Source organism: Armatimonadota bacterium (genome assembly GCA_022563855.1).
Taxonomy (GTDB): domain Bacteria; phylum Armatimonadota; class Fimbriimonadia; order Fimbriimonadales; family Fimbriimonadaceae; genus JADFMN01.
In genome coordinates, this window is record JADFMN010000017.1 from 1 (window position 1) to 22,461 (window position 22,461).

A 22,461-nucleotide genomic window follows, 5' to 3' on the forward strand; every position below is an offset into this window, starting at 1 on the left:
TCTCTCACGAGTTCGGGCACGTCCTGGACCTTCCGGACCTGTACCATCCCATCGACGGACTCGAGCCGCAGAACCGCCGGTGGGTGCTCGGATGCTGGGGCCTCATGGCCGCGGGCTCCTGGGGGTGCGGAGACGGATCCACTCGGGGAGCAAGCTTCGGGCCCACGCACTTCAGCCCCTGGTCCAAGGAGCAGCTCGGCTGGATCCAGTGGATCGACGTGGGAGACGTGTTCGACGAGGAGTTCGTCCTGGGCCCGGCTCAGCAGAGCCGCCAGGCGCTCTTGGTCCCGCTGGACGACGTCGGCGCCGAGTTCCTGGTTCTCGAGTACCGTCCGCAGACGGGCTTCGACGCCGGCCTTCCCTCCTCCGGTGTCCTCATGTACCACTGGGATACGGAGGGTGCACGACGTCCCCCTCGGGGAACGGACGGGCACTACCTCTTCGCCATGGTGGAGGCGGACGGCCGCACGGACCTCCGCCTCACGTCTCTGAACGGAGGCAATCGAGGCGAGGCCTCGGATGCCTGGGGGCTCGACGCGTCTCGCGTGCTCCTGAACAACGAGACCAGCCCCGGAACGCGTCGTCACGCCGGATCCGCTCCGAGCCGCGTGACGGTCCACTCCATTTCCGTAGCCGGGGGCGAGGCCCGGGTGCGGCTCACCACCAGCCGAGTGCCCGGCATCGTGGACGTGGGTGCCTTGCCGGACGGGAGTCACTTCAACCCCTACACGGGCCGGTTGACCATCGCCGGGGGGCTGATGCCCTACACGGCGTTCATAGACGACACCCTGCCGTCTCGCGGCATGACCGTGGCGACGGACGGAATGGAGCTGGTCGTGGGTGGAGCGCCTGAGGTCATGGGCGACATCGAGTTCGGCGTTAGCATCGAGGACTCTCAGGGCAACGTGGGCACGGTCGTCGTGCCGATCACGGTGGGGGAGTTCGTGATGACCCTGGAGCGGGCTCTGACCCCGTTCCTCGACTCCGAGGCAGTGCCAATCAACGCCGGCGAGCAAGCGATTCTCGACTCGCGTGGGAACGACAACGGCTTCTACGACATCGATAGCGTATTCGTCGCGGGCCGAGGACACTTTGGCGCGATACAGGCGGACTTCAACATCAACGAGCCGGCCGACGACGTCAAGGAGATCAAGTTTGAGATCGAGACGATACTCAACCCCGGAGATTCTGCCGCCGGCACAGCGTTCGCCTACAACTGGGGAACCGACAGATGGGACTACGTCAAGGCGGTCAGGATAAAGAACCAAGGCAACAAGGTTCACGTGATCCGGATCAGGCAAAACCCCGGGGACTACGTCAGCGTATCCGGCGTGGTGCGAGTTATCTTCAGGGTGTTCGACCAGTTCAAACGGAACGGCAAGAACCCTCAACCGTTCCGAATGCGGACTGACGTGCTCCGCGCCATTATAGTGACCAACTGACCCTTCAGTCGATCAACGAGAATCGAGGCCTCAGCAACTTCAATTGCTGAGGCCTCGACTGATCGTTTCGGGTCGTTTCGGAGTGCAGTTAGCCGGTTTGATCCAGCGCGAATCCTGAGCCTGCGCTTCGTCGATAGACCTGAGCGCTCCTGGTGTCCGTAAATGATCGAATCAGCTCGTTCGTCAGCCCTGCCTGCCCCCGCTGCAACTGCTTCATCAGCACGGCCTCTTCGGAGCGCACCTTTTCCAAGATGGCCGCTGCGCCCGAATCGATGTCCATCGTTTCTAGGTCGCGCAGCGCTTCAGCGCGACTGTTCAGCAGTTCGTTAAGCTGCTCAGTTTCTCCGTTGCGCACCTCCTCTTGCAAGCTCATCGTTAAGAGCAGAACCCGTTCAGCGACTCTTCGAGCGGTGGTCTCAAGCGGCACCGGATGCCTCCTCTGCCGCGATTCCGGGGTTTCTGGCCTGCTGCTCCAGCTCGACCCAGCTCTCTCGAAGTGTGCTGACGATCTCGATGCTCTCGTCGATCGGCTCAGGATCATCCTCTAGGTTGGCGTCCACTAGACGGCTGTGCGCGTAGCTGTAGAGCGAGAACAGGCTTTGCGCGACCTCCCCTCCCTTTTCGGTGTCAAGCGTCGCCATGAGCTCCGTCAGTATCCGCTGGGCTTTCTTCAGGCTCTCGTTCTGCTCAAACCGGTCATTTAGGCTCATGGAGTTCTTTCCGGCCTCCATGAACCGCAATGCGCCATCGTACAGCATGATAACGAGCTGCAACGGCGAGGCGGTAGTCACCGCGCTCTTTCTGTATTGGTCAATAAAACTGTTCGGTTTAGCCAAACTCAAGTCCTGGGATCGTCTGACCAGATTATCGGCGGTTATCCGTAGTTCCTTGACCGTTCCTGGGGTACAGCAGCAAAACCGTGGCAAGGCAGACGAGAACCCAGATCAGAGGCAACAGCCAACTCCAGAAGGGAGGGATCTCTGGAATGGGCAGGGTTGATATGCCAGCGTAACCCAACATCACCTGCTCCATGCGCAGGTAGATAAAGATGGCGCCTGCGGCGGCTCCACCCATCAATCCGGTCGCCCCAGACAGTCCGAGGCGCCAGACGGCGAGCGCCCCTAGCACGAGCGCCGGCGCAGCCCCCAGCAAGCCCGTCCTAGCTAGGCCAGAGTAGGTGTGATGCTCGGTGAAGTAGAAGGGGGCGATGGTCAAAAAGAACACGAGCAGGCTCAACGTGCCGATCGTGATGCAACCACTCAACAAGGCAGCATCGAGGTCCGGTCTCTTCTTGGGCTTGCCCTCTATCCGCTCATCTGTCTCGGGTGCGGAATCGTCCATACGACAGCAATCTACGAAGGCTGAGGGACCCGCGTTTCCTAGAGTCCTCGTTCAGCCACGAACCTGCAGAGATCGGCGATCCTACAGCTGTAGCCCCACTCGTTGTCGTACCAGGCGACCGCCTTGACCATATTGCCCAACGTAACGGTGTCGGTCGCACTGAAAATCGAACTGTGGGGATTCCCCTTCAGATCGCTCGAGACCAACTCCTCCTCTGTGTACTCCATGATCCCTGCCAGCGGTCCGGCCGCTGCTGCCTGCATGGCTTGATTAACGTCGGAAACGGAAGCCTCCTTGAGCAGAACCGCAGTGAAGTCGACTACGCTCACGGACGCCACGGGGACGCGGAACGCCATGCCCGTAAACTTGCCTTGCAGCTCTGGGATCACGAGGCCGACTGCCCGTGCAGCGCCGGTTGGAGCCGGAACGATGTTCTCCGCTGCCGCCCTGGAGTCGCGGGGTTTGCTCTTGGCTGTGTCGACTGTCGCTTGCGAGTTCGTATAGGCGTGGATCGTCGTAAGCAGGCCTTTGTCGATGCCGAAGCTCTCGTGCAGCACCTTTGCGACCGGGGCCAGCCCGTTGGTCGTGCAGCTTGCGTTGGAGATGACGTGGTGGCTGCCGGGATCGTAGACCGAATCGTTGACGCCGAGTACAAGCGTCACGTCCTCGTTCTTGGCTGGAGCCGAGATGATGACCTTCTTGACCGTCGAGCCCAGGTGCGCCGCAGCCTTCTTGCCATCCGTAAAGAACCCGGTGCTCTCGAGCACGACCTCGGCACCGACCTCGCTCCATGGAATAGAGCCCGGGTCAGGATCCTTGAACACGCGAATGTCGTGCCCGGCGACCTGAAACGAGTCTTCGTCGTGCGAGACGTCGCCGGCGAACGTTCCGTAGACCGTGTCGCGCTTGAACAGCATCGCGTTCATCGCGACGTCAGTCAGGTCGTTGACCGCGACTACCTCAAGTTCGTCTGGATACCTCTCCAGGATCGCTCGGAGCGAAAGGCGCCCGATCCGACCAAATCCGTTGATGCCGATTTTTGTAGCCATCGCGGCCTATTCTACCGACCGCGCATCCGGCTGAGGCCCCTTGCGCAGCAGTCGCAAACTGAGCAGCCAGCCGATGATGATGCAGATCGCGCAGCCGATGAACGGGGAGTACCGCCCGAACGCAGAATCCAAGTGCATCCCGAACAGTTCAACGTCTTGCAGCCGTTCGTACGCTTGGCTGCCGAACTGAGAGCCGACGATCGCGCCGAGGCCTTGCGCGGTCATGACCGCGCCGATATTCGCGGCTCGGCGCTTGCGATCGATCTCAGAGACGGCTGCGTACCACGCTGGCACCGCCAGGATGAATCCCAGCGCAACGGGGACTGTTCCAAGGGCTACGACTAGAACCGAACGAAGTTGGGGAACAAACGCCCCTGCAGCGATAGCGCTCATTCCGAGCGAGCAGAGGAACAGTCCGATGTGCACCGCCCTCTGCCTGCCCAGCCTCTCTCCATAACGACTCATGACAGGCGACAGCGCGGCCATGGCGATCAACGCCGGCATGACGAGAATTCCAAACTTCGTACCGCTCAGCTCTAACTGGTCTTGCGCGAACAGCTTGACGATCGCGATCGGAAACCCGATACCCATGAAGGTCACCGCGCCGAGGATGAGGAAACCTGGGATGCGCTTGGCTGTAGCAAAGATATCCGTGAACTTGAAGGCAGCCCGCCCCGATACTGCGCGCTCTTGCCGCGCGGCCTCTCTCATGCCTCGACCGGACGGCAGTTTGAAGTACGCGAACGCGGCCACGAAGCTACAGAGGACCGCCGACAGGTACAAGCTCGGAGCGTGGTACGAATCTATCCTCGCCGCAGTGACGGAGCCGAAGACGTCGTCCACGACGCCGCCGACGAACAGAGCGAGCGCGATTCCCCCTAGATAGCACATGTTGAGCAGCGACATCGCCTCCTGCTTCTGGCTCTCCTTGACGGACTCTCCGATGAGCGCGAACGCTGCGGGCCACAACATTGCGACCCCGACCCCGTCCATTGCCCGCAGTGTGAGAAATGCGACGGTCTCGTAATCCCAATCGCGCGGCACGTACAGCGAGGCGATCGATGTGAATATCGTGATGATAGGCCCGATCACGATCAGTCGCTTTCTGCCGACCCGATCCGCCAGCGAGCCCATTGGGCCCTTCAGCAGCGCTTCGGTCAACAGGAACGCGCCGATGATCATGCCGATCGCGCCAGCGGGAAATCCGCGATCATTGGCCAGATAGACCGGCATCGCGGAAATGTTCAGAAGCGCGTAGGCCAATTCCGCCAGCAGCGCCACGATCAGAACGTTCCGAACGGCTGGCCGCTTCCAAGGCGGACAATGATCGTCGTCCCGAGGGCTCCGTTCAGACACGGTACTCATTGCGCCACCAGCAAACCCCCGCTCTGTCTACTGTATACCGTGCCGACCGGTTGCTTGCCAACGTGGAAATCTCGTGCATGCAGACCGAGAAACCCCAGCTCAATTCAGGATCGTCGAACCCAGCTCGACCTAGCGCTTGACGAACTGGAATCCGCGCCGAGCCTTTTTTCGACCGTACTTCTTCCGCTCTTTCACTCTGGCGTCGCGAGTGAGGAACCCGTTGGCTCTCAACGGTCTCCGCAACTCTTCGTCCATATTGACGAGGGCGCGCGCGATCCCCAGTTTGACCGCTCCGGCCTGTCCGACCTTGCCCCCGCCTTTGACCATAGCTCGGACGTTGTACTTGCCTGTCAACTCGAGTTGAGTCAGCGGGCTCTGAACCAAAATCTCTAGCACCGGCCTGCTGAAGTACTCCTTGAATCCGTGGCCGTTGACGCTGATCTGCCCGTCGCCGCTCTCCAGCCAGACGCGGGCGATCGCGCATTTCCTCTTGCCCGTCGCGTATGCCAAGTACTTGTCTTTTGCTTTCGCCATGTTCAGTATTGCCTTACTTCTTCGTTACGTTGAGCGGCGTCGGGTTTTGGGCTTCGTGCGGGTGATCCGGGCCTGCATACACCTTCAACTTCTTTATCGTTTGCCGACCAAGCGGCCCTTTCGGCAACATTCCCCAGATAACGCGTTCGATGAGCTTCACCGGATTGTCAGCAAGGAAGTCCTCGCGGCTGACGCTCTTGATGCCGCCGGGCCAACCGGTGTGGTGATACAGAAGCTCCTTGCCCTTGCCGCCGGTCCAAACGGCCTTGCCAGCGTTGATGACCACGACAAAGTCGCCACAGTCCATGTGCGGGGTGAAGCTCGGCTTGAGCTTGCCGCGTAGAATCTGTGCGACCTGCGACGCCATGCGACCGATTGGAATGCCCGCAGCGTCCACAACGTACCACTGCCGTTCTATCGTGGCTGGCTTCGCCATCGTTGTCCTATTCATCATTCTTTCCTACCAAACTGTTTCGTTCACGCCTACGGTCATGCGGATGCCGACCGTAGAACACCTTCATCAGCGTCAATCCGTTCGCCGGCAACACCGTCGGCCACCGGATCTTGCGGCGGTCTCGCTGCTCGAGCAGCTCCGGAATCGAGTCCGGCTGCCTGGCTCCGCGACCAACCTCCCAGAGAGCGCCGCTGATTCTCCGCATCATTCCGCGAACGAACGCCGTGCCGATCACATCGATCCGCAATTCATCGCGCACTCGCTTGACTTCCACGCTGAAGAGTTCGCGCACCGTGCTCTTTCCGGGTGGAACTAGCTGGCTGAACGCGAGAAAATCGTGCTTTCCAATCAAGTGGCTCGCTGCATCGCGCATCAATCCGTCGTCCAGCGGCTTTGCGTCGTAGTGATATGTATACCTGGCCCGCTCCGGGTCGACCTTTCCCGTCAGGATTCGGTATCGGTACCACCGTTTCTCAGCCCAAAAGCGGCTGTTGAACTCCGGCGAAACCTTGCAAGAACTCACGATCGCGATGTCATTCGGCAGCGCCTGGTTCAAGACGACCTGCCACTTGTCCACAGGCATCCCTTCGCTCACGTCGAAGTGACAGACCTGCCCTCGGGCGCTCGCTCCGCTGTCCGTTCTGCTAGCTCCTTCGATCTCGCAATCCTCGCCCGAGACCTGGCGCACGGTTTCTGTCAATATGCCATGGACGGTTCGCCTTCCATGTTGCGGCGCCCAGCCGCAAAACTCTGACCCGTCGTACGCGACGACGAGTTTGATCCTATGTTTATTCGACAAGCTCCAGAACTGCCGTCGGCGCTGCGTCTCCCCGCCTGACGCCGGTTCGGGTCAGCCTCGTATACCCGCCGTTCCGATCCTTGAACCTTGGCGCGATGTTGTCGAAAAGATGCGAGACGAGATCCTCGCCGTTTATCAGGCTTCGGTCGCGGAGAATCTCAAACTTTTCCGAATCGCTCTTGCCTGCCAGCAACTTCATGGGTCTTGCCGAGCTTGAACTGTGCCCCACCAGGATCTTACGGGAAGCCCGTCGCGCCGCGAGAGTGTCCTTCTTTCCCAAAGTAATCAGAGGCTCAACGATGCGCCGCAGCTCCTTCGCACGACCCAGCGTCGTGTGGACGTAGCCGTGTCTTATGAACTGCCGCGCGAGGTTTGTCAACAACGCCCGACGCTGGTCGCTCGGCAGACCGAGTTTGCGCCTGTCTATTTTGTGAGTCATGCATTCACAGCTTCGCTAAAAGCTTTCCTCCTCGTCCAAGCTGTCGATGCCGACGTAGCTTCCCTTCGCCGGCTTGAGTTCGATGCTGTGCTGCTCGAGCTTGTCGCGCACCTCCGTCAGCGACTTCTTGCCGAATCCACGAATGCTGCTCAACTCAGCCTCGTTCGTTACGGCGAGCTGCCGAAGATTGAGGATGCCTGCTCTCCGCAGGCAGTTGAACGTGCGCTGCGAGAAGTCCATCTCCTCGATCTTGAGCTCTGGAATGTTCGCCAGTTCGCTGGGCACTTCCTCCTCTTCCTCGACGTCCACGGGCAGGCCGGCCTTGCCCAGCTCGAAGAACAGCTTGAGGTACCGATCCAAGATGTTCGCCGCCTGCGTGACGGCGTCGTTCGGCGCTACCGCGCCGTTGGTCCAAACCTCCAGGATCAAACGTTCATAGTCGGTTCGAGTGCCAACGCGCGTCTGCTCGACGATGTAATTGACCTTCTTGACCGGCGTAAACTGAGAACCCGTTGGAATGACACCGATCATGCCCTTGAACTTCTCCTGCCGCTCGGGCAGCACATAGCCGGTGCCGTAGCCGACGTAAAGCTCTGCTCTGAGGCTAGAGCGCTTGTCGCCGATGGTCGCGATGTAGCAGTCCGGGTTCGCGATCTCAACGCCCTCGGGGCAGACGATATCGGCGCCGGTGACCCGGCCAGTTCCCTTGACGTCGATCTTTAGAGTGATCTCTTCAGGCGGGGTGTCCTCAAATTCGACCTTGATCGCCAGCTCTCGCAGGTTTAGAAGAAGCTCCGTAGTGTCCTCTCTGACTCCGGGAATCGGCGCAAACTCGTGCAAGACCTTCTCTATCTTGACGGCGACCACCGCGGCGCCGTAGATTGAACTTAAGAGCACACGACGCAGCCCGTTGCCGATCGTCTGCCCATAACCCCTTTCGAGCGGTTCCAGAACGAACTTCGTGTAGGTGTCTGTCGATTCTAACGTGTGGATATACGGCATGTTCTCTGGCTAATCTCGGCTCCTGTCAGACACGGCGTTTCTTTGGCGGCTTGCACCCGTTGTGGGCGACCGGCGTCACGTCGCAGATGGTTTTCACTTGCAGCCCGTTCAGGAAGAGCGAGCGGATCGCTGTCTCCCGGCCCTGTCCAGGCCCAGAGACGAATACATCGATTGACTTCATACCGTGCGCCGCAGCCTTCCTGGCGCTGTCCTCGGCAGCAAGCTGCGCGGCGAACGGCGTGCCCTTCCTGCTGCCTTTGAAACCGACGATCCCTGAGCTTGACCAGCAAAGCACGTTTCCGAGCGGATCGGTGATCGTCACGATCGTGTTGTTGAAGGTCGCGTGGACGTGGGCGTGCCCGTGGGCTACCTGCCGCTTGTCCTTTTGCTTCCCTCTGGATGAACTCTTTCTTGCCATGCGTGATCAATAACCTTGCTACTTCGTAACTTTCTTCCTGCCGGCAACGGTTTTCGCCTTGCCTTTGCGAGTTCGAGCGTTGCTGCGGGTGTTCTGGCCGCGGACGGGCAAGCCGCGACGATGGCGCAGTCCGCGGTACGAACCGATCTCGATCAGCCTGCGAATGTTCGAATAAATCTCACGGCGCAAATCGCCTTCGACTTGGTAGTCGGCGTCGATGACGTTTCGAAGGCTAGCGATCTGGTCGTCCGACATATCTTTCACTCGGATCGTCGGATCGAGGCCTGCCTTCTCGACGATTTCGCTTGAGTGTTTGGGCCCGATCCCGTATATGCTGCGCAACGCGTAAAGAATCGTCTTGCCTCTCGGTAGATCAACACCCGCTATTCGCGCCATTCTCTTGCAATAACTCCTATCCCTGCCGCTGCTTATGTTTCGGGTTCACACAGAGAACCCGAACGACGCCGTTGCGCTTGATGATCTTGCACTTGTCGCAAATCTTCTTAACGCTGGCTCTAACTTTCATATCTCGATCAAACCTCGCACACGTGAACCGTAGTCCCGTTCCTCAACGTCCTATATTCACGCAAGCTAGACTGACGCCAAGCCAACTGTGGGCTTGGCGCAAGGGGTAATTATACCAACCAGTCAGGCTGAAACGCCACCAGTGGACCCGGTTCGACGCCCGTTTCCCGCTCGTTGGCTGATAATCGACCGTTGAACCTAGTTTCGGAACCGATAGACGATGCGAGCCCGGTTCAGATCGTATGGGGAAATCAACACCTTCACGCGGTCGCCCCTCAAGATTCGAATCCAGTGCCTGCGCATCTTGCCGCTGACGTAGGCGAGGATCTCGCTGTCCGTTTCGTTGAGCTTGACTCTAAACTGGGCGTTCGGCAGGTTCTCCAGCACCACGCCCTCCAATTCAATACCCTCCTCCTTGTCGGAAGACGCATCTGGAGATTTGGACTCAAAACTCCTTCGCCTTCGCTTGCCGCCTCCGGGTCTGCCGCGACCTCGACCGCCTCTGCCTCGTCTTGCCATATGCTGAAAATGACCTCAAGCTTCCGGAAGCGTCAAAATCTCCGGCCCGTCGGCAGTGATGGCAACCGTATGCTCGAAGTGAGCCGAGAGTTTACCGTCAGCCGTCACGATCGTCCAGCCATCCGCCAAAGTATTGACCTTGTACGTGCCTTCGTTCACCATCGGCTCGATGCAGATCGTCATGCCCGACTGAAGCCGAATGCCCTTGCCAGCCTTGCCGTAGTTCGGAACGCTCGGCTCTTCGTGCAGGTCTCGGCCGATGCCGTGACCGACCATCTCCCGCACTACCTGGTAGCCGTTGTTCTCGACGTACTTCTGCACGGTCGCTCCGATGTCCCCGAGGCGATTCCCCTCGCGAGCCTTGGCGATCCCTTGGGACAGGCTTTCGCGGGTGACGTTGAGCAGACGTTGCGCAGAGTCTGAAATCTCACCGACCGCGAAGGTCCAGGCGCTGTCCGCGTGCCAGCCGTCACGAATCACGCCGAAGTCAAGGCCGACTACGTCTCCGGACTTCAGCTCGTATTCGTCCGGTATGCCGTGTATAACCACATTGTTTACGGAGATGCACGACGCAGCGGGGTACCCGCGATACCCTTTGAAGCTTGGCAGGCATCCGGCTTCGACGATGAGGCGCTCCGCGAGTCGATTCAGCTTAGACAGGGTTACGCCCGGCTCGATTAGCTCAGACACCTCGCGCATCGTACTGGCCAGCACTTTGCCGGCCTCGCGCATCTTGGCGATCTCGGAGTCTGACTTGAGGGTAATCATCGTTTGATCGCCTTCAAGATTCCGGCATATACATCCTCCACCGGCTGATTCCCGTCGACCTTGTGGAAGCACCCGAGTTCGGAGTAGTGTCGAATGACCGGCTCTGTCTGTCGTGCGAAGACGTCTAGGCGGTGAATGATCGTCTCCGACATATCGTCCTGACGTCCTCTTGCCAGCAGCCGATCAACAACGACCTGTTCAGGTATCTCCAGGGCTATAACGCCGTCGAGTTTTATCCCGATCTCCTCCAGCACTTTGTCTAGAGCGATAGCTTGGCGCTTTGTGCGCGGAAAGCCGTCCAAGATGAATCCGTACTTCTTGGCGTCTTCGGAGTCCAGTCGGCTGCGGACCATCTTGATCGTGATCTCATCGGGCACGAGGTTTCCGGACTTGATATACCGCTGCGCCTCCAGTCCGAGATCGGTGCCCTTCTCGATCTCCGCCCGGAAGATGTCTCCGGTCGAAATGTGCTTGAGGTGCAACCGCTCTTGCAGCAACTCGGCCTGGGTCCCCTTGCCGCCCCCTGGGGGGCCAATCAGGATGAGGCTAATGGGCACGGCTACGACTCGTACTGTCTGATCAGAATGCTCGCTTCGATCTGGCGCATCGTCTCGAGCGCCACGCTGACCATGATCAGCAGCGATGTACCGCCGATCAAGCCGAGATTCGGAATGTTGGCGATCAGCGGGAATACGAATTGGGTCAGTGCAACGATCGAGAGGAAGAGCGCACCGACGAACGTCACCTTTGAAACGACCCCGTCGAGAAACTCCTTCGTCTGCTTGCCGGGCCGAACGCCAGGTATGTACGAACCGCCTCGCTTCAGGTTGTTCGCGATGTCTTCGACGTTATATGTCATCGCGTTCCAGAAATACGTGAAGAAGAAGATCAGGGCCATATAGACGCCAGCGCCGATCCACCCCTCCCAGCGAGTGAAGTCCGGTCGGAAGAAGTCCCCGATCGTCGAAAGTATGTTGTTGGCAACGCTATCGGGTGGGAACGCCACGGAGAATTGCGCTGGCATATAGATGAGCGCGATCGCGAAGATCACCGGGATTACGCCAGCCATGTTCACCGAAATCGGCAGGTAGCTAGTACGACCGCCCATGGCGCGTGTGCCCATATTCCTGCGCATGTGTTGGATCGGGATACGACGCTGGGCGATCGTGAACATGACGATGAACCAGGTCGTAGCGATGAACATCACGACGATCAGCACCGCTTGCCACCAGGCAACGACGCCGTTGGCCACGCCCGTGCTGACGAGCTGTGCGACGCTGGGCAGCGAGATAACGATACCGGCAAAAATCATCAGCGAAATACCGTTCCCGATTCCTTTCTCGCTGACCTGTTCGCCGAGCCAGAGCAAGAACATCGCCCCTGCAAGCCAGAACACGGCTACCTCGAACTTGACCATCGGACTCAGCGCCTCGATTGATGGGACCGACGAGGCCATGAACTGCAGTAGGCTGAATCCTTGCACGAGGCAGAGCACCACGGTTAGAATCCGCGTCCTGCGGTTCTGTTGTTTGCGGGCGTACTCACCGCCCTCCTGCAACTCCTTCTTCCACTTCGGGTTGCCCATCGTGAGCACCTGCATGATGATCGAAGCGCTGATGTAGGGGCCCAGACCCAGCGCAAAGATCGACATCCGGCGGAACGCGCCGCCGCCGATCGTGTTCATCATTCCGAAGAACGGGTTGTTTTTCAGCAGTTCCATGAGATCGTCTGGGCTAAAGCCCGGAACTGGAACCGGTACGTGCACACCGATGACGTAGATCGTGAATACGAAAATGACGAACTTCAGCCGCTGACGCAGATCGGGATCGGCCCATGCAAGACGGAACGTGTCGGCAAGATTGAGCTTGAGGCCCTTATCTCCTGGACCGCCTACGCCGCCGCCTAAGCTCACAGATTGCTGACCTCGCCTCCGGCGTCCTCGATAGCCTTCACAGCGGCTTTCGAAAACTTGTGAGCGCTCACCTTAAGCTTTTTCGTCAACTTTCCAAAGGCAAGCACCTTTACGCCATCCTTGCGATTCTTGAACAGACCGTTCGCCTTGAACTCCTCAGGGCCGACCGATGCGCCAGCCTTGAACAGCTTCTCAAGGTCGTCGAGGTTCACGATCACAAACTCCTTGTGGGTCACGTTGCGGAAGCCTTTCTTCACGGGCAAGCGGCGGTGAAGCGGAGTCTGGCCGCCTTCAAATCGAGGATTGATGTTCCGCTTGGCCTTCTGCCCTTTCGTGCCTCGGCCTGCGGTCTTTCCCTTTCCACTGCCGATCCCTCTCCCAAGGCGCTTTTTGCGCTTGGCGGAGCCCTTGGCAGGTCGTAGTTCGTGCAGTGCCATCGTTTACTGTTCCTTCTTCTTGCTCGCCGACTTCTTATCGGACTTGCTCTTGCCACCTATCTCAGCGAACGCTCGGCGCTTTGCCGCCGGCGCCTTCTTTGCCGCAGGCTTCTTGGCCGCAGGTTTCTTCTTTGCAGGCTTCTTTTCGGCTGGCTTTTTCGCAGCCGCCTTCTTCTTCGTTGCGGGCTTCTTTGGCGCATCCTCTACCGTCGGGGCTTGTACGACTGCCGGGGCTGCAGCGGCTTTCTGCTTGGCCTCCTTTTTAGGCACACCGTCCACCTCGACCATTTCGATCAGGTGATCGATGTTCCGCAGCATGCCTCGTATCGCCGGAGTATCGTTCTTGAACACCGTTCTGCCGGTCTTTTTCAGGCCGAGCGCCTGAACGGTGCGTCGATTTCTAGGCGTACTCCCGATCACGCTCCGCTTGAGAGTTATCTTAAGCATTGTCAGACTCTTCCTTGCGAGCCTTCGCAAGCCAAGGCACTATCTCGTTCACATCGACCCCTCGTCTCGCCGCGATATCTTCGGGCCGCTGGAGCGACTTGAACGCGATCAGCGTTGCCTGCGCGATGTTCGTCGCGTTGCGGCTGCCGAGACACTTTGCCAGCACGTCGTGAACGCCCGCTGCTTCCAGGCAGTGCCGCAGGGCGCTGCCTGCCTTCACGCCTGTTCCCGGCGAGGCGGGCTTTAGGAAAATCCTGGAAGCGCCAAAGGTCGCCGACACCTCGTGCGGGATCGTTCGCCCCAGCAGCTCGATGTTGAACATGTTCTTTCGGGCGGTCTCTTCCGCCTTGCGGATCGCGTCTGGAATTCCTCGTGCTTTGCCGTGACCGATCCCAACTCGGCCCTTGTTGTCCCCGACAACGACGATCATCGACCACGACGCAGTCTTGCCGCCCTTGTGGGTCTTGAACACTTTGTTGGATCGGATGATTCTGACGTCGAGCTGCGGCCCCTCCTGATCGCGCCGCATCGATTGTCGTTTTCCGACTAGTCTTGGTCCACGTCGTGCCATCTATCTAAAACTCCAACCCCGCTTCTCTCGCGCCTTCCGCCAAGCTTGCGACGACGCCTTGGTAACGAAACCCGCCTCGGTCGAAAACGACACGCTTGATGCCAGCCTCCGTCGCCCTCTTCGCGATCTCCTGGCCGACGACTTTCGCACCGGCGACCGTGTTGGACGCCGACAACGACTTCTCTAGCGAACTCGCCGCGCAAAGCGTGTGGCCTCTCACGTCATCGACCACTTGAGCCGAGATGTGCTTGTTGCTGCGAAAGATCGACAGCCTCGGGCAATCCCCAGTGCCGATAATCCGCTTCCGCAGTCGCTTGTGGCGGATAATCCGCATTTTGCTTCGTGTGATTGTCGCCATGTCAAGGTTTCCTTACGCGGTGATCGCCCTCTTGCCAGGTCGCAACTTGACGTATTCGCCTTTGTATCGCAGACCCTTGCCCTTGTAAGGATCGGGCTTTCGCACCTTGCGAATGTTGGCAGCGATCTGCCCAACGAGCGCCTTGTCGATCCCGCTCACAGAAATCTCGGTCACCTTGCCGCGCGCTTCGGCCGAGACCTCGATCGTGATTCCTTCAGGCGCTTCGATCGTCACATCGTGCGAATAACCGACCAACAGGGTTAGCACCTTCCCCTGCATTGCAGCGCGAAAACCAACGCCGTGAATCTCAAGCGTCTTGCCGTGGCCGTTCGTCACGCCCTCGATCATGTTGCTGATCAAGGTCCGCGCGAGGCCGTGCTGCGACCGGTTGACGCGATGGTTGTCCGGCCGGCTGAGCGTAATCATCCCGTCTTTTTCGACGATCGTCAGGGACGTCGAGACGTGCTGGCTCAGCTCGCCCTTCGGCCCTTTCACGGTCACGCTGCCGGTCGCGATCGACACGGTGACGCCGCTCGGAACCGGGATCGGCCTCAGTCCTACTCTCGACATGTCATCAGCCTCCTACCAGACCTCGCACAGCACTTCGCCGCCAACGTTTCTGCGCCGCGCCTCTCGGTCGGTCATCACCCCCGAGCTTGTCGTTAAAATCCTGGTTGCCAAGCCGCTTCTCACGGGCTTCAAACCCGACTGTCCGCGGTAAATCCGCAGGCCCGGCTTGCTGATCCGGCGAATTGTGCGGATGATCGGTTCGTTCTTGGAATCGTATCTAAGCTGGACGCGAATCGTAGGGAACTTTGTCTCCGACAAGACCTCGGACGAGGTCACGTAACCCTCCAGCTCAAGAATCTTGAGGATCTCAAGCTTGATCTTCGACATCGGAACATCGATGAACTCCGCATGAGCCATCAGGCCGTTCCGGATGCGGGTCAGCAGGTCTGCGATGGGGTCTGTGTACATGCTTGCCTACCAGCTCGACTTGACGACGCCGGGGAGCAGGCCGTTATGGGCGTTCTCGCGGAAGCAGATCCGGCAGATCCCGAAGTACCTCATGTAGCCGCGCGCCCTGCCGCAAAGGCTGCACCGCTGGTAGCCGCGGACTTTGAACTTGGGCTTTAGCTTCTGCTTGACGATAAGACACTGTTTGGCCATAAATGATCCCGCCGTTCCCGAGTTGGTTTGCTTGGGCTGGCCACTCTGAAGAAGTTGCGCCCTCACACCTGACCCGTGGTCTGGTTTTTGTGCTGGCCTCGTGCGCCAGCGGAACCGGATGATACCACTTGGCTCGATTTAGGTCTGGGGCTGTAGAATGGGGCCGTGTTAGGTCTGTTGCTTCTTGTAACTGGGTTCAAATCGGAGCTTCCCGAGCCGTTCGCGATCGTGCCAGAGCCGAAATACTACGTTCCTGCTACTGGAGAGGGTGTTGAGCCTAATTCGCTGCGCTCGATTGAACTGCCTGCCGAAGCGACCGATCTCGTGTTGCCGTACAACCTGGACCATCTAATCAGGGCACAGGCGAGCGCTCGAGTGCTGACTTCGATTCACGACCTTGATTTACCGGGAGACGAGGGGTATCGGCTGCAGATTATGCCTGGGACGGTGATCATCGTCGGCGAGAGCGCGGCAGGAGTGTTCTACGGCCTGCAGACCCTAGCACAACTCGCCGAAGACGCGACCGAAGCTGGCATCGCCATCCCTGGAATGATGATCCAGGACTGGCCGGATATCCCTTACCGTGCCGTCCACTTCGACACAAAGCACCATTTGGACACGATCGATACGTATTACGACGCGATCGACCGGCTCGCGAACCTTAAGGTGAACGCGATCGTGTGGGAGTTCGAGGACAAGCTTCGGTATCGCCGTCAGCCCAAAGTCGGCGCCGATCATGCGATCTCGATCGAGCAGATGCAGGCTCTGACCCGGTACGCGCGCAAACGGTTCATCGAGATCAGCCCGCTCGTGCAGGGGCTCGGGCACGCGAGCTTCATCCTCAAGCACGAGGAGTACATGCATCTGCGCGACGATCCGAACTCAGATTGGGCGTTCTGCCCGATCAACGAAGGGACTTACGAGGTGCTCTTCGACCTGTACAAGGACGCGATCGAAGCTACGCCGGGTGCGCAGTACCTGCACATCGGCGGCGACGAGGTCAACGTAGGCAAGAGCGATCTGGCGAAGGCGTCCGGGCTCGACCCCCTCGGATTGCACCTGCACTGGCTGAACCGGGTCAACGATTTCCTGAAGAGCGAAGGCCGAACCGCGATCATGTGGGACGACATGCCGCTGAAGCACGGCGGGGTGTACCAGTCGACTTACGACGGATCGTTCGATGTTGACCGCGCCTCGGCTCTTTGGGCTGAAAACCGCGAAAAGCTCGACCAAGTGGTTAAGGGGTTCCCGTCCGATGCGGTCTATATGCGCTGGAACTACAGCGGGCCGGGGCTGCCGGGGAACAACATGGCGCTGGACTGGTACGCCGAGAGCGGGCTGAAGGCGATGGCCGCGACCGCCGCGCAGACGCGCTGGACGATATTTCCGCGCAACAACGGCAACGTCGGCCCGATCCGCGAGTTCTGCCGGATGACCGCCGAGCGCGGGCTCGACGGCATCCTCTGCACAGCCTGGGACGACGACTCGCCGCACATGGCGTTCTACTGGCGCGGCTGGACGGTGTTCGCCGATTTCTCCTGGTCGCCGGAGGGACGTGAGGAGGAGGAGGCGCTGCTGGCGTTCGCTCAGCGGGCTTATGGGATCGAGGCTGCCGAAGACGCATACCTGGGTTACAAAATCCTAGACAAGGCGATGAATTTCTGGGACACCGCCCTGATCACTGCGGGCCGCCGCAACGTCGCCCAAGAGGCGACGATGAACAGCATCATCGATCTGCCGACACTTGACAACCGGGAGGAGTGGCTTGAGAAGCACGCCGACCGGTTGACGCGTGCCGATCTCGTCCACCCGGAATCCAGGGAATCGATGACCGTGCTCTACGGCGCCTGGCAGGACGCGACCCGTAACCAGTACGAGCTCCTCCTAGCGTCTTGGCTTGCAAACGTGCAGCACTGGAGCGTCTGGATCCTGAGAACGCTGAGAGACTGGGCAGAAGATGCGAGCCAGCGCAACGCCGAGTGGCTTCGCAGAATCGCGGACATGTTCGATTTTGTTTGGAGCCATTTCCTTGAGACGTACGAAGATAAGCGCATCCTCAACAACCCGCCCGGCTACATCCTCGACCAGAACCACCACGCGCACCAGGCGAACAGCAGCAACGGCCCGGAGTGGATGATCGCCGTGGAGCTCAAGTTCCGCGACAAAGTCCTCGAGTGGCTGAAGGACAAGTAATTTGGGAGTGCGGTGCTTTAGCACCGCTTTTACCGGCGCACGGTCTAAGAGTGTCGGCGATTTACCGCCATATCGAGCCAAGCGCTTGCCCATCCGCACGGACAAACCCTATCGGGCCTGACCGTGGCACACGGAAACAGCACGGCCTGCCCTTCGGGTCAGACCGTGGCACCCAGTTGTGGTGCGGGTCTCCAGACCTGCACGGGCCGTGGCACCCGGATGGGGCTTGATAAACACGCAATCCGTTTCTCGTTACCCGTCTCGCGCAAAGGACGAACGGCGCGGAAGCCCGTGAGTCCGTGAGTGGCGAAATGCTGTTTGTGCGGAAAGGACTTTTATCGTTGGACCCCTCATCCTCGCCTTCTCCCTCAAAGGGAGAAGGAACAGTTTGCAGCTGGCGGAACGCTCGACCCTCTACGTGAAAACGAACGGCGCGGGGCCCGTGTGTCGGTGGCTGGTGCGGCTCGCGGGGACGCTCGCCCTCCCATTGCGAACAAATCCGAACCAATCCGAACCAACCCGAACCAACCCGAACCCCTCCCCGATTACGTCGCTTCGCTCCTCTTTGGCGCCGACGGAGCAGCGCCCTCCATTTTATGGGTACTGCTTTACCAGCTTCAGCACGTCGCGGAACTTGTGGTGGTCGGCGGAGCCCATCCATTCGTAAGCGATCGACTCGGTGTGCGCAATCGTCACGCCTGCGTCGCGGAGGCGCTTGACGCCGATCCTGTGCCTGTCCTTGGCGCGCGCGGAGACCGCGTCGGTGCAGACGACCGGCTCGAATCCGTTCGCGAGCAAGTGGTGCGCGGTCTGGCTGATGCAGATGTGGGTCTCGATCCCTACCATCACGACCTGGTGCCTGTCGAAGCCGTCGAGGGCCGAACTGAACGGTTCAAAATCCCAGCACGAGAACGTCATCTTGCCTAGGGCTTGCTTGTCGATGAGCGCTGCGATCGACTCGTCGGTCTTCCCCATGCGATCCGGGTTCTGTTCGGTCGCGATCACCGGCACCTCAAGCAGCCGCGCCGTTTCGATGATGAACTTGACGCGCTCAACGATCTTGTCACGGTGGTGGATGCCGTCCAGGAACTTCGGCTGCATATCTACGACGACCAGGATCGAGTTTTCAAGTTTCGCTAACATTTTTCGGCTCCGCTGCTCGCCCGCTTATCATCGACAATCGCCTGATCGACCGACTCGATGATGTGATCGCGAAGTTGATCGAAGTTCTTAACAACTCCAAGAAGTACAGTCCTGCTCCCGTTCGATGTAAGGGCAACGTACTCGGCAAATCTCTCGTCGTTTCGGACGTGCCCAATCACGACCGATTCGATGTCTTCGAATTCGACGGTTCTGGTTCTGAGAAGGTGATCGACTCGGACGCCGGTATCGGTCACGATGTACCTGGACGGATAAAGATAACAGGGCAGAACCGCCACGATCGCAAGAGACGGAACCAATAACGACATCCAGTCCAACTCCACGCTACCGCCCATTTGACTCACCCCATAACGGAGTATGAGAATATAGACCATGAAAAAGGCGATCACAACTGCGCTTGAGATCAGCAAATAATTCCTAATCGCGCCTTTCCTAAGTGAAAACTCAGTGCCTGCTTCTACCATCACTCAATTCCTCGCAGGCAGGATTTTACCACTGACCTCGCCGAAGCCGACGCGGTAGCCGTCGCCCTGCGCCCAGCCGGTGAAGGTTACCGTGTCGCCGTCTTGCAGGAACTTGCGCTCCTCTTTCGTCTCTTCGAGCAAGAGCGGGTTATCGCCTTTCCAGGTCAGTTCGAGCATCGAGCCGAAGGTGCCCTTCTCGGTGCCGCTGATCGTGCCGCTGCCGTACAGGTCGCCGAACTCGACCGGCGTGCCGTTGCAGGTCTGGTGCGCGAGCTGCTGGGCAATCGACCAGTACAGGTACTTCATGTTCGAGCGGCAGACCGTCTGTGGCTTCGTCATTTTTTCGCTCTGGATCGTGACCTCCAGCTCGACGTCGAAGTGCTTCAGTCCGCCCTGCCTGAGATGCGGGAGCGGGTCGGGCTCCTGCTGCATTCCGGCGATGCGGAACGGCTCCAATGCGTCGAGCGTGACGATCCAAGGAGAAACGCTGGTGGCGAACGACTTCGACAGGAACGGGCCGAGCGGCACGTACTCGTACCTCTGCACGTCGCGCGCGGACCAGTCGTTGACCATCACGAGCCCGAGGATGTGGTCCTCCGCCTTGCTGACGATGATCCGCTTGCCGATATCGTTGCCCAGGCTGACGTAAAACCCCATCTCCAGCTCGAAGTCGAGCCCTTTGGACGGGCCGAAGCCGGGGGCGTCTGCGCCGGGGGGCTGAGTGATGCCCTTCGGTCTCGTGATCCCTCTTCCGCTGGCGACGACGCTAGACGCGCGGCCGTTGTAGCCGACCGGAAGGTGCCGGTAGTTCGGGAGCAGAGGCTCCTGGTCGGGGCGGAACATGCTGCCGACGTTCCTGGCGTGGTGGATGCCGCTGTAGAAGTCGATGAACGCCGGTGGCGGAATCGGGACTTGTAGATTTGCCTTATCGAGCGGGATCATCGCGTGCTCGCGGAGCCGCTTGCTGTCGCGCAGTTCGCCGTTCTCCCTTTCCAGAAGATGGAAAACAGCCTTGCGAAGCTCGCGGATCGAGTCGCCGTCGAGGTTGATGAAGCTGTCGAGAACCGGGAAGTCCTCTTCGCTGATGAGCCCCTTCTGCATCACGGACTGCAGGTCGAGCGCGTACCCGCCGATGGCGACCACGAGGCATTCGTCGCGGCCCTTCGGCCTGGCTACGCCGAACGGAAGGTTCTGGATCGGAAAGTGGTTCTGCGGGCTGTACTCGACCCAGCTTCCGGCGTCTGCGGGGATCACGAATTTATCCATCTTAGATCAGTCCTAGTTTCTTCAACCCTTCGATCGGTTCTTCGTACGTGCATGAGCCGTAGCCCCCGAAATAGAGCCACCATTCGTCGATATCCTTCAAGCTGAGAGATCCGGCGGGGCTCTCCACCGCTTGGTCAGTGAATCTGAACTGGATTCCGTCCTCGATCTCCAATATCTGCCTCACCTCAGCGGGCGTCGCATGCTGGATCATCGCGAGCGCGGAGGCGACGAAGACGTTGATGAATCCGTGGTGGTAGCAGTCCAGCTCCTTGTCGTAATAGCGGACCGGCTCGTGGAGCCCCGCTGTGAACTTGAACGGCGCTTCGAGCCCGGCGACCTCCGAGATGAACGCTGCGACTTGATCTACCGAAGGAAACTGTTCTTTCTTGACGCCGCCAAGGCGGGCCTTGAATCCGACGCCGTCAATCGTGCTCGCCAGCTCTGCCATCGCCTCGTTCATGTCCTCACCCCAAGAGAGTTCGACGTACACGTCGATCTCGCGCTCTGCGAACCACTTGTAGCTCTTTCTCAGCGCGCCCGCGCATCCGGCGAACTCGTCGCCGAGCGGCAGCCTGATCTCCATTGCGCTGAAATCGAAGCAACCGACCTGATCCCTGATGAGTCGCTGCTCGTTCTCGAGGCTCTCTAACGCCGTCGCGCCGGTCGTGAGTGATTTGCAAACAACTGTCGCTGGCACTCGGTCGTCCGTTTCTTCGCGCATCTCGGACCAAATCGCCGCGCCATCGGCGAGCTGTGAGCCAGCGATCACGAACCGGTTGACGATCCAGGCGCTGTCTGACTCCGTGACCGAGCGGTAAGCCTCGATCGCAGATCGCATATCCAACGACGCCGGCGGGAAGAGGCCGGCGTAGTCGATCGGTTGATTGATCAGCCGCGAGAGCGATTCGGTCACGAGCGCATTCTATCCGGTCGGCTTTCGGCCTGGCGGGAGAGGGGTCGAAAGGTAGAATCGCGCTGCCTCTACTACCGCAGAAGGAACACACATGCGCGTCCTCATTGCCGACGACGATCCCATCATTCGACTCGACCTCAAGCAGATGCTCGAGAGCCTTGGGTATGAGATCGTCGCCGAGGCCGAAGACGGTGAGGCCGCGATCAGGCTCGCTCGCGAAACCGAGCCCGACGTCTGCGTGCTCGATGTCAAGATGCCGGCCATGGACGGGATCGATGCGGCACAGGTTCTGGCGGACGAGCAGATCGCCCCCGCGATCCTCCTGACCGCGTACAGCGACCAGGAGCTGATCTCGCGCGCCAAAGACGCGGGAGTGTTCGGCTATCTGGTCAAACCGTTCAAGCCGAGCGACCTGTCACCGGCGATCGAGGTCGCCAAGAGCCGGTTTGAACAGAACAAGCTTCTGACCAAGGAGCTAAGCTCGTTGCAGGCAAGATTGGAAGCGAGACGTGTCGTCGAGCAGGCCAAGGGTCTGATGATGAAGAGCGACGGCATCACCGAGGACGAGGCGTACAAGCGAATAAGAGAGCAGTCGATGAACGATCGCACGAGCATGAAAGAGGTCGCGGAGGCGATCATCGCCGCTGCTGGCGTCTAGTCGCTGTCCAGCACCCGAGCCGTCATCCTGAGCAGCGTCAAGGTACCGGTAGCCAGCCCCAGAACCGTCATCCTGAGCGGCGTCAACCGGTAGCCAGCCCCAGAACCGTCATCCTGAGCAGCGTCAAGGTACCGGTAGCCAGCCCCAGAACCGTCATCCTGAGCGGATCGAAGGAGCATGGTTCTGGGGCGTTCCCTCAATGTGCCACTCTCAACCGTCGGTTACTTGCCCTTAGTCTGCGGCTGGCGCGTGCCCC

The 22,461-nt window shown here is 59.6% G+C and carries 32 protein-coding genes; 3 read left to right on the forward strand and 29 right to left on the reverse strand.

The genetic code is table 11. The annotated features are described in order from the left end of the window. Positions 1-1,442, forward strand: a 1,442-nt coding sequence (locus IH944_14315) for a hypothetical protein (protein MCH7905726.1), incomplete at its 5' end; no start/stop codon positions are given. 88 nt (positions 1,443-1,530) lie between these two features. Here IH944_14315 and IH944_14320 read toward each other — a convergent pair. The 24 genes from IH944_14320 to IH944_14435 all read right to left on the reverse strand — a co-directional run bounded on the left by IH944_14320 (position 1,531) and on the right by IH944_14435 (position 15,550). Then, on the reverse strand, positions 1,531-1,869 hold the full coding sequence (locus IH944_14320; protein MCH7905727.1) for a hypothetical protein: 339 nt from the start codon (positions 1,867-1,869) through the stop codon (positions 1,531-1,533). Beyond that, entirely contained in the window at positions 1,859-2,257 is a 399-nt protein-coding gene (fliS, locus tag IH944_14325) for a flagellar export chaperone FliS (GenBank protein MCH7905728.1), read from the reverse strand. Before fliS ends, IH944_14320 begins: the two co-directional genes overlap by 11 nt. 49 nt (positions 2,258-2,306) lie before the next feature. Continuing rightward, the gene (locus IH944_14330; protein ID MCH7905729.1) at positions 2,307-2,783 is read right to left on the reverse strand and encodes a hypothetical protein; all 477 of its coding nucleotides are present in this window, start codon (positions 2,781-2,783) and stop codon (positions 2,307-2,309) included. A gap of 38 nt (positions 2,784-2,821) precedes the next feature. Continuing rightward, complete coding sequence (gap, locus tag IH944_14335; GenBank protein MCH7905730.1) at positions 2,822-3,832, reverse strand: type I glyceraldehyde-3-phosphate dehydrogenase; 1,011 nt, start codon at positions 3,830-3,832, stop codon at positions 2,822-2,824. Positions 3,833-3,838: 6 nt separating this feature from the next. Continuing rightward, positions 3,839-5,197, reverse strand: a complete 1,359-nt coding sequence (locus tag IH944_14340; GenBank protein MCH7905731.1) for an MFS transporter — start codon at positions 5,195-5,197, stop codon at positions 3,839-3,841. Between the two features lie 129 nt (positions 5,198-5,326). Further along, positions 5,327-5,731, reverse strand: coding sequence for a 30S ribosomal protein S9 (rpsI, locus tag IH944_14345; protein ID MCH7905732.1), 405 nt, complete (start codon positions 5,729-5,731; stop codon positions 5,327-5,329). A 13-nt stretch (positions 5,732-5,744) separates the two neighbouring features. After that, positions 5,745-6,182, reverse strand: a complete 438-nt coding sequence (gene rplM, locus IH944_14350) for a 50S ribosomal protein L13 (protein MCH7905733.1) — start codon at positions 6,180-6,182, stop codon at positions 5,745-5,747. Then, a complete protein-coding gene (truA, locus tag IH944_14355) occupies positions 6,175-6,984 on the reverse strand; it encodes a tRNA pseudouridine(38-40) synthase TruA (GenBank protein MCH7905734.1) in 810 nt (269 codons plus the stop codon). Before truA ends, rplM begins: the two co-directional genes overlap by 8 nt. Further along, positions 6,974-7,423, reverse strand: a complete 450-nt coding sequence (gene rplQ / locus IH944_14360; protein ID MCH7905735.1) for a 50S ribosomal protein L17 — start codon at positions 7,421-7,423, stop codon at positions 6,974-6,976. The genes truA and rplQ overlap by 11 nt, the downstream gene beginning before the upstream one ends. 15 nt (positions 7,424-7,438) lie before the next feature. After that, positions 7,439-8,425: a DNA-directed RNA polymerase subunit alpha gene (locus tag IH944_14365; GenBank protein ID MCH7905736.1), complete on the reverse strand. Its 987-nt coding sequence runs from the start codon at positions 8,423-8,425 to the stop codon at positions 7,439-7,441. Between the two features lie 25 nt (positions 8,426-8,450). Next, the gene (rpsK, locus tag IH944_14370) at positions 8,451-8,843 is read right to left on the reverse strand and encodes a 30S ribosomal protein S11 (GenBank protein ID MCH7905737.1); all 393 of its coding nucleotides are present in this window, start codon (positions 8,841-8,843) and stop codon (positions 8,451-8,453) included. 18 nt (positions 8,844-8,861) lie between these two features. After that, positions 8,862-9,239 (reverse strand): 30S ribosomal protein S13, encoded by a 378-nt coding sequence (rpsM, locus tag IH944_14375; protein ID MCH7905738.1) that lies wholly within the window; start codon positions 9,237-9,239, stop codon positions 8,862-8,864. A 16-nt stretch (positions 9,240-9,255) separates the two neighbouring features. After that, positions 9,256-9,369, reverse strand: a complete 114-nt coding sequence (gene rpmJ / locus IH944_14380; protein MCH7905739.1) for a 50S ribosomal protein L36 — start codon at positions 9,367-9,369, stop codon at positions 9,256-9,258. A gap of 197 nt (positions 9,370-9,566) precedes the next feature. Then, complete coding sequence (infA, locus tag IH944_14385) at positions 9,567-9,887, reverse strand: translation initiation factor IF-1 (GenBank protein MCH7905740.1); 321 nt, start codon at positions 9,885-9,887, stop codon at positions 9,567-9,569. Positions 9,888-9,902: 15 nt separating this feature from the next. Next, complete coding sequence (gene map, locus IH944_14390; GenBank protein MCH7905741.1) at positions 9,903-10,655, reverse strand: type I methionyl aminopeptidase; 753 nt, start codon at positions 10,653-10,655, stop codon at positions 9,903-9,905. Continuing rightward, a complete protein-coding gene (locus IH944_14395) occupies positions 10,652-11,206 on the reverse strand; it encodes an adenylate kinase (GenBank protein MCH7905742.1) in 555 nt (184 codons plus the stop codon). The genes map and IH944_14395 overlap by 4 nt, the downstream gene beginning before the upstream one ends. 8 nt (positions 11,207-11,214) lie before the next feature. Next, on the reverse strand, positions 11,215-12,567 hold the full coding sequence (gene secY, locus IH944_14400; protein ID MCH7905743.1) for a preprotein translocase subunit SecY: 1,353 nt from the start codon (positions 12,565-12,567) through the stop codon (positions 11,215-11,217). Continuing rightward, on the reverse strand, positions 12,564-13,004 hold the full coding sequence (rplO, locus tag IH944_14405; GenBank protein ID MCH7905744.1) for a 50S ribosomal protein L15: 441 nt from the start codon (positions 13,002-13,004) through the stop codon (positions 12,564-12,566). Before rplO ends, secY begins: the two co-directional genes overlap by 4 nt. Positions 13,005-13,007: 3 nt before the next feature. Then, the gene (gene rpmD / locus IH944_14410) at positions 13,008-13,451 is read right to left on the reverse strand and encodes a 50S ribosomal protein L30 (protein MCH7905745.1); all 444 of its coding nucleotides are present in this window, start codon (positions 13,449-13,451) and stop codon (positions 13,008-13,010) included. Beyond that, a complete protein-coding gene (gene rpsE, locus IH944_14415) occupies positions 13,444-13,980 on the reverse strand; it encodes a 30S ribosomal protein S5 (protein MCH7905746.1) in 537 nt (178 codons plus the stop codon). The genes rpmD and rpsE overlap by 8 nt, the downstream gene beginning before the upstream one ends. Positions 13,981-14,026: 46 nt before the next feature. After that, positions 14,027-14,380: a 50S ribosomal protein L18 gene (locus IH944_14420; protein MCH7905747.1), complete on the reverse strand. Its 354-nt coding sequence runs from the start codon at positions 14,378-14,380 to the stop codon at positions 14,027-14,029. 12 nt (positions 14,381-14,392) lie between these two features. Then, positions 14,393-14,950, reverse strand: coding sequence for a 50S ribosomal protein L6 (gene rplF / locus IH944_14425; GenBank protein ID MCH7905748.1), 558 nt, complete (start codon positions 14,948-14,950; stop codon positions 14,393-14,395). A 12-nt stretch (positions 14,951-14,962) separates the two neighbouring features. Next, entirely contained in the window at positions 14,963-15,358 is a 396-nt protein-coding gene (rpsH, locus tag IH944_14430) for a 30S ribosomal protein S8 (GenBank protein ID MCH7905749.1), read from the reverse strand. A 6-nt stretch (positions 15,359-15,364) separates the two neighbouring features. Beyond that, positions 15,365-15,550 carry a type Z 30S ribosomal protein S14 gene (locus IH944_14435; protein MCH7905750.1) on the reverse strand — a complete coding sequence of 62 codons (186 nt, stop codon included), beginning with the start codon at positions 15,548-15,550 and terminating at the stop codon, positions 15,365-15,367. A 165-nt stretch (positions 15,551-15,715) separates the two neighbouring features. Here IH944_14435 and IH944_14440 point away from each other — a divergent pair, with 165 nt between their 5' ends. Further along, positions 15,716-17,743, forward strand: a complete 2,028-nt coding sequence (locus IH944_14440) for a family 20 glycosylhydrolase (GenBank protein ID MCH7905751.1) — start codon at positions 15,716-15,718, stop codon at positions 17,741-17,743. Between the two features lie 594 nt (positions 17,744-18,337). Here the strand turns inward: IH944_14440 and IH944_14445 are convergent. Genes IH944_14445 through IH944_14460 form a run of 4 tightly spaced genes read right to left on the reverse strand, consistent with a single transcriptional unit; the run spans position 18,338 to position 21,547 of the window. Beyond that, on the reverse strand, positions 18,338-18,886 hold the full coding sequence (locus IH944_14445) for an isochorismatase family protein (GenBank protein ID MCH7905752.1): 549 nt from the start codon (positions 18,884-18,886) through the stop codon (positions 18,338-18,340). After that, the gene (locus IH944_14450; protein MCH7905753.1) at positions 18,880-19,368 is read right to left on the reverse strand and encodes a hypothetical protein; all 489 of its coding nucleotides are present in this window, start codon (positions 19,366-19,368) and stop codon (positions 18,880-18,882) included. Before IH944_14450 ends, IH944_14445 begins: the two co-directional genes overlap by 7 nt. A 3-nt stretch (positions 19,369-19,371) precedes the next feature. Then, complete coding sequence (fahA, locus tag IH944_14455) at positions 19,372-20,634, reverse strand: fumarylacetoacetase (GenBank protein ID MCH7905754.1); 1,263 nt, start codon at positions 20,632-20,634, stop codon at positions 19,372-19,374. A gap of 1 nt (position 20,635) precedes the next feature. Beyond that, positions 20,636-21,547, reverse strand: a complete 912-nt coding sequence (locus IH944_14460) for a hypothetical protein (protein MCH7905755.1) — start codon at positions 21,545-21,547, stop codon at positions 20,636-20,638. 91 nt (positions 21,548-21,638) lie between these two features. Between IH944_14460 and IH944_14465 the strand changes: the two genes are divergently transcribed. After that, a complete protein-coding gene (locus IH944_14465; GenBank protein MCH7905756.1) occupies positions 21,639-22,205 on the forward strand; it encodes a response regulator in 567 nt (188 codons plus the stop codon). Here the strand turns inward: IH944_14465 and IH944_14470 are convergent. Further along, positions 22,202-22,384, reverse strand: coding sequence for a hypothetical protein (locus IH944_14470; GenBank protein ID MCH7905757.1), 183 nt, complete (start codon positions 22,382-22,384; stop codon positions 22,202-22,204). The genes IH944_14465 and IH944_14470 overlap by 4 nt on opposite strands. Between the last annotated feature and the right edge of the window lie 77 nt (positions 22,385-22,461).